This is a genomic window from Nocardia arizonensis (assembly GCF_001310275.1).
GTDB classification, from domain to species: Bacteria; Actinomycetota; Actinomycetes; order Mycobacteriales; family Mycobacteriaceae; genus Nocardia; species Nocardia arizonensis.
Map to the genome: position 1 here is coordinate 124588 of NZ_LGYZ01000110.1, position 9580 is coordinate 134167.

Below are 9580 nucleotides of genomic sequence, written 5' to 3' on the forward strand. Positions count from 1 at the left end.
ATCAGATCACAGGAATGCGCGTCGTGACGGGTGAGCGGAACTCGCCCGGTCCGGGGCCGACGACAGTTGCCAGGTCATAGCCATCCCCGGCGCGTCGCCTGCACACCGGCCTGGAACCGGGTGCTCGCGCCGAGCCGTTCGAGCAGTCGCGCGGTCCGCCGCACGACCGTGCGACGCGACATCCCGAGTCTGCGGGCGATGGTGTCGTCGGTCGCGCCGAGGCCCATCAGCGTCAGGATCGCCTTGTCGCGCTCGTCGAGTTCGTCCGCGGTGGGATTCACCGAAATCGGCGCCGCCAACGCCCACAGCACGTCGAAGGTCCTGACGAGCAGGCGCAGAACGGGCGAACCGGTGATCCGCAACCCCATCGGATCGGGCCGTCGCTCGTCCGCGTGCAATACCAGGCTGGCGCGATCGTCGTCGCTGATGATCAGTTTGAACGGCGGCTCCGGCAGGGTGCGCGCCTGTCCGCCACTTGCATTGGTGGCAAGGGCGTGCCGCAGCCGGTCGGCGTCCTGATAGATGGTGTCCTGGTAGAGCGTCTGATAGCGGATGCCTTCACCCAGGCGAGCCCGTTTGAGCAGGAACAAGCGCTGTTCGCGTTCGGAATCGCTGAGGAACGGACCGCGTTCGATGAGTTTCACGCAGCCGGACGCGCCGGTCTGCATCTCCTCGAAATCGGCCAGCATCTCCAGCCGTTCGAAGACCGGGACCACCGACCCGTGCGCGCGCGGTGAGCGCCGCACCGATCGGAAGGTCTCGCTCAGGCGCGCGGCCGAGGCGTGCATCTGATTGATCGCGTGCTGTCGGCGCCGCGCCTCTGATTCGGACAGTGATTCGGGAGCGTGGGCATCCCACACGGGTTCACCGTGCTCCCCTTTCAGTTCGACAGCGGCCTGTAGATCACACAGGACATCAAGTGAGGCGCGTGCGGTCTCGATCGAGACGCTGAGATATCCCGCGATATCGGACAGGCCGGAACGCGGATGGTGGACCAGCGCGGCGTAGGTGCGGGCGTGCGGCGAACCCGGGTCGAAGATTTCGCCGAGTTCGGTCACGACACGACCCTGACGACCGCCCGCCTTGGTGAAGCTACCGGGTGCGAGATGTGGAAGCTCAAGCCGGAATTGGACTCTCAGTGTTCGGAGGGGCCCCATTGCATGGGGACGCCCTTGGCGGCCAGGTAGGGCATCGGGTCGATCTTTCTGCCGTTCTGATCCCAGATCTCCAGGTGCAGATGCGGTCCGGTGGACTGACCACGGTTGCCGACGGTGGCGATGACATCGCCCGCGCGGACCTTCTGCCCGACGTTGACCAGCATATCGTTGACGTGGCCGTAGACCGCGGTCGTGCCGTCGTCCTGCAATACCCGCACCCAGAGCCCGAAACCCGATGCGGGACCGGCCTCGATAACTGTGCCATTGCTGACGGAGTGGATCGGCGCACCGAGGTAGTCGGCGAAGTCGAGTCCGTAATGGAACTCACCCCACCGGCTGCCGAATCCGGAACTGATGGCGCCCGCGACGGGACGCACGGCGGCGGGGGACGGCGCGACCTGCTGCTGCACACCCTTGAGAATGTCCTCGACCTGGGATAGCGGACCCGCGATCTCCGGCGGCAGATTGTTGATGCCGAACGGTGCGGCGACCGGCGCGGCGACCGGCGTCGCCTCGGGGGCCGCGGCCGGGGCCTGCGCCTCCTCGGCGGCCGGGGCGGCGAACTTCGCCTGGGTGACCGGTAACGCGTCGCCCTTGAGGGTGATCGGCTCGGCGGCCTTGACCGCGTCCTCGGCATCGTGACCCGACAGCGGCGCCGCGATCGCCGGGGCGACCTGCGACACGGTGCCGACCAGCGCGCCCATGGCGACGGCGGCGCCCGCCGCCATCCTGATGCGCTCGGCCGAGGTCGACTCGGCGCGGTGCCGGGTGGGCCGACCCGTCGCGCCCTCGCCGACGAGGCTCATGACGGTGATGGAACTGGGGCCTATCCGGTGCTGCGACAAAGCTTCGTCCTAGCGTCCGATCTACATTGATGAAACGAAGCCGCTGTCGTTACCCCGATCGGGGTATCCCGAAACTTTGTAACGTTTCGGCATCCGTTGTGACGGGAACTCTACCCTGCCGTGATCATTTCGCAACCTTCGAGAACCATCTTTTTGGATATGCACAGGTGAATCCCCATTTTCGTCGGTAACGAAGGTGGTCCGCGACCGTGATCCAGACCGTGATCCCGGCCCCGATCGAGGCCGGACGGCGCGGGATTCCCGGCACGGGCGGGTCGGTGGGCCAGACTCGGAACGTGATCATCGACGAACTGCGCGTCCCGATCGTGCTCGCCCCGATGGCCGGCGGGCCGTCCACCCCCGAACTCACCGTCGCCGTCACCGAGGCGGGCGGATTCGGCCTGCTCGCCGCGGGCTATCTGAGCGCCGCCGACCTCGCGGAGCGGATCGCGGCGACCCGCGAGGGCACCGCCGCCCCGTTCGGCGTCAACCTCTTCGTCCCCGGCCCCGCGACCCCGCCCGGCGCCTTCGCCGACTATCTCGCCGAACTCGCCGCCGAACACGATCTCGGCGCGCCGAAATACGACACCGACGACTGGGCGGCCAAGCTCGACCTGCTCGTCGCCGCTCCCGTCGCGGTGGTGACCTGCACCTTCGGCTGTCTCACCGCGGCCGAGGTGGCACGACTGCACGCGGCGGGCTCCGAGGTCTGGGTCACCGTTACCTCGCAGGCCGAAGCCGCCGTCGCCGTCGCCGCGGGCGCGGACGTCCTCATCGCCCAGGGCGCGGAGGCGGGCGGGCACCGCGCGGTCTTCACCGACCGGGTGAGCGACGACGCGGTCGACCCGCTCGGCCTGCTCGCGCTGCTGCAACTGCTTCGCGCCGACTGCGAGCTCCCCATCGTCGCGACCGGCGGCATCGTCACCGGCGCTGGTATCGCCGCCGCACTGGCCGCGGGCGCGAGCGCCGCGCAATTGGGCACCGTCTTCCTGCGCTGTCCCGAGGCGGGCACCAATCCGGTGCACCGCGGCGCGCTCGGCTCGCCGAACCCGACCGGACTCACCCGCGCCTTCACCGGTCGCCGCGCCCGCGGCGTGCGCAACGGCTTCATGACCGAACACTCCGCCACCGCCCCGGTCGCCTATCCCGAGATCCACTACGCCACGGCCCCGCTGCGGGCCGCCGCACGCGCCGCGGGCAATCAGGAGAACGTCAATCTGTGGGCAGGTCAGACACATTCGCTGATTCCCGAACTACCGGCGGGCGAACTGGTGGCGAAACTGGCCGCCGACACGAAAACCGCACTGGATACGGCACTTTCGCGGCGAATCCGGGGTTGTTGACAACCACTTTCGTTTAGAATCGAGTGGCATCGCATCCGCCATCCACCCCCCACCCAGGAGGAGAGCGCCATGTCCCTCGATGTTCCCGCAGCACTACTCGAACGCGCCGAAGCGGGCGAGATCGACGACGCCGATTTCGTCGAATGCGTACGCCTCTCGTTGCCATACGCGTGGGAGGTCGTCAGCCGGGTGGCGGGCGAATTGCAGTCCGGCACCGAGGAATACGCCGACAACCTGGTTGCCCCGCCCGACGAGGCGGCCCGCGGCCAACTGCTGCGCGCGATGGCCTCCGACGCGATTCGCGCCGGCCTGGAACGGCATTTCGGCGTCAAACTCGCCTTCCAGAACTGCCACCGGGTCGCGGCCTTCCCGCTCGCCTCCGTGGGCGGCCAGACCTACACCCGCTTCATCGGCGCCAGGGCCCAACTGCTCAATCAGAGCCCCGAACTGCGCAACTGCTAGTCGCGCGCACGACCGGTCGGGCGTGGAATCCGGTGGATTCCACGCCCGCACCCGTCATCCCAGCGTGGTGACCGTCAGCGCGCCCTCGGCGAACTGCGCGCGCAGCCGCTTCTTGTCGAACTTGCCGACGCTGGTCTTCGGCACCTCCGCGATGAAGGTCCACCGCTCCGGCAACTGCCATTTGGCGAATTTGTCGGCCAGGAAGTCGCGCAGCCGCGCCGCCTGTTCCGCACCCGGCTCCGAACCCTCGCGCAGCACGATCGCCACGAGCGGCCGCTCGTCCCATTTCTCGTCCGGCACGCCGATGACCGCGGCCTCGGCCACCGCGGGATGTCCCATCACCGCGTTCTCCAGATCCACCGAGGAGATCCACTCGCCGCCCGACTTGATGACGTCCTTGGAGCGATCCACCAGGGTCAGATAGCCGCTCGGGGTGATCTTGCCGACGTCACCCGTGCGCAGCCAGCCGTCGTCGAACTTGTCGGGGTCGACGACCGCGCCGTCGGGCGAGTAGTACGAACCGGTGATCCACGGACCGCGAACCTCCAACTCGCCCAGCGACTCTCCGTCATTGGGCACCACCGACCCGTCGTCGGCCACCAATCGCGCCTGCACGGTCGCCGGGAAACGGCCCTGGGTGTAGCGGTAGGCCCATTCCTCCTCGCCGGAGACGTCGACGGGCGGATGCGAGACGCTGCCGAGCGGCGAGGTCTCGGTCATGCCCCAGGCGTGCAGGATTCGCACGCCGTGCTTTTCCTGGAAGGCGTGCATCATCGCGGGCGGCACCGCCGAACCGCCGACCACCACCGTGCGCATGTGCGAGATGTCCTGCGGCTTGGCCTCGAGTCCCGCCAGGACGCCGCCCCAGATGGTCGGCACGGCCGCGGCGAAGGTGGGCCGCTGCGATGCCATCATCTCCAGCAAAGGACCCGGCTGGAGGAAACGGTCCGGCATGAGCACATTCGCCCCCGACATGAGCGCCGCGTACGGCAGACCCCAGGCATTGGCGTGGAACAGCGGGACGATGGCGAGCACGTTGTCGGCGTCGGTGAATCCCATGCTGTTTGGCGAGATCACCTGCATGGCGTGCAGCCAGTTGGACCGGTGCGAGTACACCACGCCCTTCGGGTCGCCCGTGGTGCCGGACGTGTAACACATGGCCGCGGCGCTGCGTTCGTCGATCACCGGGAAGTCGTAGGTATCCGATTGCGCGGCCAGGAGTTCGGTGTAGGAGTGCACCCGCACACCCTCGGGCGCGGTGAGCGCGGCGGCGTCGCCGTTGGCCACGATCACGTGCCGGACGGTCTTCAGATTCGGCAGGTACTGGGCGAACATGGGCAACAGCGTGCCGTCCACGATCACCACCTGGTCCTCGGCGTGGTTGGCCACATACACCAATTGCTCGGGGAACAGCCGGATATTGAGCGCGTGCAGCACCGCGCCCATGGCGGGCACGGCGATGTAGGCGACCATGTGCTCGTTGTTGTTCCACATGAAGGTGCCGACCCGGTCGCCGACGCCGATGCCGAGCCCGCGCAGCGCGTTCGCCAGCCGCGCCGCCTCGTCGCCGAGCTCACGGAAGGTCATCGTGCGGACATCGGTGCCGGTCCATGTGGTCACCGTGCTGTCGCCTCGGAAGGTGCGGGCGTATTTCAACAGTGTCGCCAACGACAACGGCTCATCTTGCATGGTGCTCAACATGGCAACTCCTTCATCCACCGTGGCCGACATGAGCCACGTCACACCGGGGATGCTACCGAAGAGTAGGCCCCGCGTGACCGGGTCCGTCGCGGGCGCGGCCCGGCGCCGAGATCGAGAAAGCCACGACCGTGGACGCCCCGGTCCTGGAGATGTCACGAACGCCGAATGTGACCGTGGACACGTCGTATGGAACCGGTCCGGAGCGCGCGCGCCACACACCACCAGAACCCACGGCGCGCCGCGCCCTGGCGCTAACACATGGTTAATGACGGTTAACCCAGTACCGCCCTTCCGCTGGTCCGGGGCCGGGCGGTACAACAGGGATATGCCAGTTGACCGGATGCTGCCGACCCAGGAGTCACGGGATCTCATCGAGCTCACCCGCGATATCGCCGACAAGGTGCTCGAACCGCGAGTCGTCGACTGCGAGAAGTCCGAGACCTACCCCGACGGCGTCCTGCCCGCCCTCGGCGCGGCCGGGCTGCTCAGCCTGCCGTATCCGGAGGAATTCGGCGGCGGCGGACAGCCCTACGAGGTCTACCTCCAGGTGCTCGAGGAGTTGGCGAGCCGGTGGGCGGCGGTGGCCATCGCGGTCAGCGTGCACAGCCTGTCCTGCCATCCACTGTTCGTCTACGGCACCGACGACCAGCGCGACCGCTGGCTCGGCGAGATGCTGTCCGGCGAGACCATCGGCGCGTACAGCCTGTCCGAACCGCACGCCGGATCCGATGCCGCGGCGCTGCGCTGCCGGGCCACGGCCACCGACGGCGGCTACCGCGTCACCGGGTCCAAGGCGTGGATCACCAATGGCGGCCGCGCCGACTTCTACACCCTGTTCGCCCGCACCGGCGAAGGGTCGCGCGGGGTGTCCTGCTTCCTCGTCCCCAAGGACACCGAAGGGCTGAGCTTCGGCAAGCCCGAGGACAAGATGGGTCTGCGCGCCATCCCCACCACGACCGCCGCCTACGACGACGCCTTCGTCCCCGCCGAACGCCGCATCGGCGCCGAGGGTCAGGGTCTGTCCATCGCCTTCAGCGCACTCGACTCCGGCAGGCTCGGCATCGCGGCCATCGCCACCGGCCTCGCCCAGCGCGCCCTCGACGACGCCGTCGCCTACGCCAAGGAACGCGAGGCGTTCGGCCGCCACATCATCGACCACCAGGGCCTCGGCTTCCTGCTCGCCGATATGGCCGCCGCCGTCGAGTCCGCCCGCGCCACCTACCTCGACGCCGCGCGCAGACGCGACGCCGGACTGCCGTATTCGCGGCAGGCCAGCATCGCCAAACTGATCGCCACCGACGCCGCCATGAAGGTCACCACCGACGCGGTGCAGGTCTTCGGCGGCTACGGATACACCGGGGACTTCCCGGTGGAACGCTATATGCGCGAGGCCAAGGTGATGCAGATATTCGAGGGCACCAACCAGATCCAGCGCCTGGTCATCGCGCGCGGGCTGGCCGCGAGCTGATCATGTCCTATCCGTGAGGACGATCCCCGCCGTCCCGAAGGCCGCCGCACGACCCGCCGATATGGCCGAAAGTATGGATTCGTTGTCCGCCGATCTCTCGGCCGCCCAGGTCGGAGGTCTTAGGCTCGAATCATGACAGAGCCGTCCATCATCATCATCGGCGCCGGATTCGCCGGACTCGGCATGGCACTCGAGCTCCGGCGAGCCGGGCTGAACAACTTCACCATCCTGGAGAAGGCCGCCGACCTCGGTGGCGTCTGGCGCGAGAACACCTATCCCGGCGCCGCCTGCGACGTGCCGTCACCGCTGTACTCGTGGTCCTACGAGCCGAAATCCGATTGGCCGCGGCGCTTCTCGGAGCAGGCCGATATCCACGCCTATATGCGCGAGGTCGCGCGCAAACACGATCTGACGCGGTTCATCCGCTTCGGCGTCGAGGTCACCGACGCCGAATTCGACGAGTCGACGAGTCGGTGGAGCATCACCACCGCCGACGGCGAAACCCTGTCCGCCGACGTCTTCATTCCCGCCGTCGGCCAACTATCGCGCCCCGCCATGCCGAATCTGCCCGGCATCGACACCTTCGAGGGACCCGCGTTCCATTCCGCGCAGTGGAATCACGACGTTGACCTCACCGGTAAGCGGGTGGCCTGCATCGGCACCGGCGCGAGCGCCGTCCAATACATACCCCGCATCCAACCGCAGGTCGCGCACCTGACCCTGTTCCAGCGTTCGGCCGCCTGGGTGCTGCCGAAATTCGACACCGAATACAGCGCGGCGCACAAGGCCCTGTTCAAGTACGTGCCGCCCGCCCGCCTCGCCGAACGCTTCGCCATCTGGTCGTTCTTCGAGCTCTTGGCCCTCGGCCTGACCGACCTGCCCGCCATCAAGGGCCCCGTCATCGCCATAGCCGACCGCCACCGCGCCAAACAGGTCCCCGACCCCGAACTGCGGGCCAAACTGACCCCCGACTACACCGCGGGCTGCAAACGCGGACTCTTCTCCAACGAATACTTCCCCGCCCTCGCCCAGCCCAATGTCCACGTGGAAACCACCGCGATAGAGTCCGTCACCCCCACCGGCATCCGCACCACCGACGGCGTCGACCACGAGGTCGACGTGATCATCTACGGCACCGGATTCAAGGGCACCGAATTCCTCGCACCCATGAACATCTACGGCACCGGCGGCCGCAAACTCGCCGACGTCTGGGGCGACGAGGGCGCCCGCGCCTACCTCGGCATCTCCGTCCCCCACTTCCCCAACCTGTTCATGATGTACGGCCCGAACACCAACGTCGGTTCCGGCTCCATCATCTACATGCTCGAATCCCAGGCCCGCTACATCCGCCAGGTCGTGCAATACCTCGCCGCCAACCCCGGCCGCGCACTGTCCGCCCGCACCGGCACCGAACAGGACTGGGACAACTGGCTGCAACGCCGCCTGAAGGACACCCCCTGGAACTTCTGCTCCAGCTGGTACCGCAACGCCTCCGGCCGCATCACCAACAACTGGCCCGGCGCGACCATCCTCTACCGCTGGAAGACAAAGACTTTCGACCCCGCCGACTACGACCGATCCGACTCCCTCACCTCCGCCTGACCCACCCCGACGACGGTCACTCGACATCCCCATGCGACAAGGGAAGGCGCGCCCCGGTCCTTCCCTTCTCCACGCCCCCGGTCGCAGTCACCATCCACACCCCATCCCTCACCCACGCGATTCATCCCCGGACACCCCGACCCGGTAGACTGCCAACGTCCCAACAGACCAGCCTTCGTAGCTCAGGGGATAGAGCACCGCTCTCCTAAAGCGGGTGTCGCAGGTTCGAATCCTGCCGGGGGCACGAAGAACATGGGCAACCGTAGTAGCGGTTTCCCATGGCGTGCCGGGTTGCCCCGTACCGCCGCCCCTGTGGGCTGGTGGCGGTACGGGCCCCGTTTCGGGGGTCGTAGCAGGGGTCAGCGGTGCGGCGGCTATGGCGGCATCGGGGTGTGTTTCTTCGGTCAGGGTGGCGTAGATGGTCACGTGTTTACCGGTGTGGTCGTAAACGATCTTGATCCCGAATGCCTCGTACAAGTCACGTTGCAGGACATCGGGGGCGCGGGTGAGATGCAGCGTCAGCCGAGGCAGGTGCTCCAGGAGCGCGGGTTCGTCGGGACGCTGCCGGGCAGCCTGTTCACGCAGGGTATCCAGCTCGCCGTTCTTGCTGCGGCGTTCCTTTTCGAGTTCTGTGTAGCGGCGTCTCAGCCGTTCGGCCCACGCTTGGGACAACTCGTCGTCACCGGTGATCGGGCGGGATTCCAGCTCAGCGAGCAGGTTGTCCTGTCGTCGGGTGATATCGGAGAGCGTCTTCTCGATCGCGGCGGCCCGTTGTTCGAGGTCGTGGCCCTTGCTCGTGGATTGTCCGCGTAGCTGGTGGCGTAGCAGGGTCGCGCGGTCGGGGCCGAAGACGCGTTCGTTGAAGAACGTCTCGACGCAGTCGAGGAGCTTGTCTTCGCGCACGTACACCGCGCGGGGGTGGTCGGCGTATTCCTCGGGTTTGCCGACGAGATCGAGTTTGGGTTGGCAGGTGTAGTAGCCGTAGCCCTTGCGGGTTTTGCC

Annotated in this window: 7 protein-coding genes and 1 tRNA gene; 5 read left to right on the forward strand and 3 right to left on the reverse strand. The window is 67.5% G+C overall.

Features of this window, described 5'->3' with window-relative positions:
• Positions 1 to 74: 74 nt before the first annotated feature.
• Positions 75 to 1058 carry a helix-turn-helix domain-containing protein gene (locus APZ21_RS25845; RefSeq protein ID WP_054815877.1) on the reverse strand — a complete coding sequence of 328 codons (984 nt, stop codon included), beginning with the start codon at positions 1056 to 1058 and terminating at the stop codon, positions 75 to 77.
• Positions 1059 to 1135: 77 nt separating this feature from the next.
• On the reverse strand, positions 1136 to 1963 hold the full coding sequence (locus tag APZ21_RS25850; RefSeq protein WP_054815878.1) for a M23 family metallopeptidase: 828 nt from the start codon (positions 1961 to 1963) through the stop codon (positions 1136 to 1138).
• 335 nt (positions 1964 to 2298) lie between these two features.
• Here APZ21_RS25850 and APZ21_RS25855 point away from each other — a divergent pair, with 335 nt between their 5' ends.
• Positions 2299 to 3345 (forward strand): NAD(P)H-dependent flavin oxidoreductase, encoded by a 1047-nt coding sequence (locus APZ21_RS25855; protein WP_174553581.1) that lies wholly within the window; start codon positions 2299 to 2301, stop codon positions 3343 to 3345.
• A 69-nt stretch (positions 3346 to 3414) separates the two neighbouring features.
• Positions 3415 to 3807: an SCO5389 family protein gene (locus APZ21_RS25860; protein WP_054815879.1), complete on the forward strand. Its 393-nt coding sequence runs from the start codon at positions 3415 to 3417 to the stop codon at positions 3805 to 3807.
• 54 nt (positions 3808 to 3861) lie between these two features.
• Here the strand turns inward: APZ21_RS25860 and APZ21_RS25865 are convergent, their stop codons facing one another.
• Positions 3862 to 5508: a long-chain fatty acid--CoA ligase gene (locus tag APZ21_RS25865; RefSeq protein ID WP_054815880.1), complete on the reverse strand. Its 1647-nt coding sequence runs from the start codon at positions 5506 to 5508 to the stop codon at positions 3862 to 3864.
• A gap of 325 nt (positions 5509 to 5833) precedes the next feature.
• Between APZ21_RS25865 and APZ21_RS25870 the strand changes: the two genes are divergently transcribed.
• From APZ21_RS25870 to APZ21_RS25880, 3 genes are all read left to right on the forward strand, one after another.
• A complete protein-coding gene (locus APZ21_RS25870; RefSeq protein ID WP_054815881.1) occupies positions 5834 to 6976 on the forward strand; it encodes an acyl-CoA dehydrogenase family protein in 1143 nt (380 codons plus the stop codon).
• Positions 6977 to 7108: 132 nt separating this feature from the next.
• Entirely contained in the window at positions 7109 to 8578 is a 1470-nt protein-coding gene (locus APZ21_RS25875; RefSeq protein WP_054815882.1) for a flavin-containing monooxygenase, read from the forward strand.
• Positions 8579 to 8749: 171 nt separating this feature from the next.
• Positions 8750 to 8822 (forward strand) — tRNA-Arg (locus APZ21_RS25880).
• Positions 8823 to 9580 lie beyond the last annotated feature (758 nt).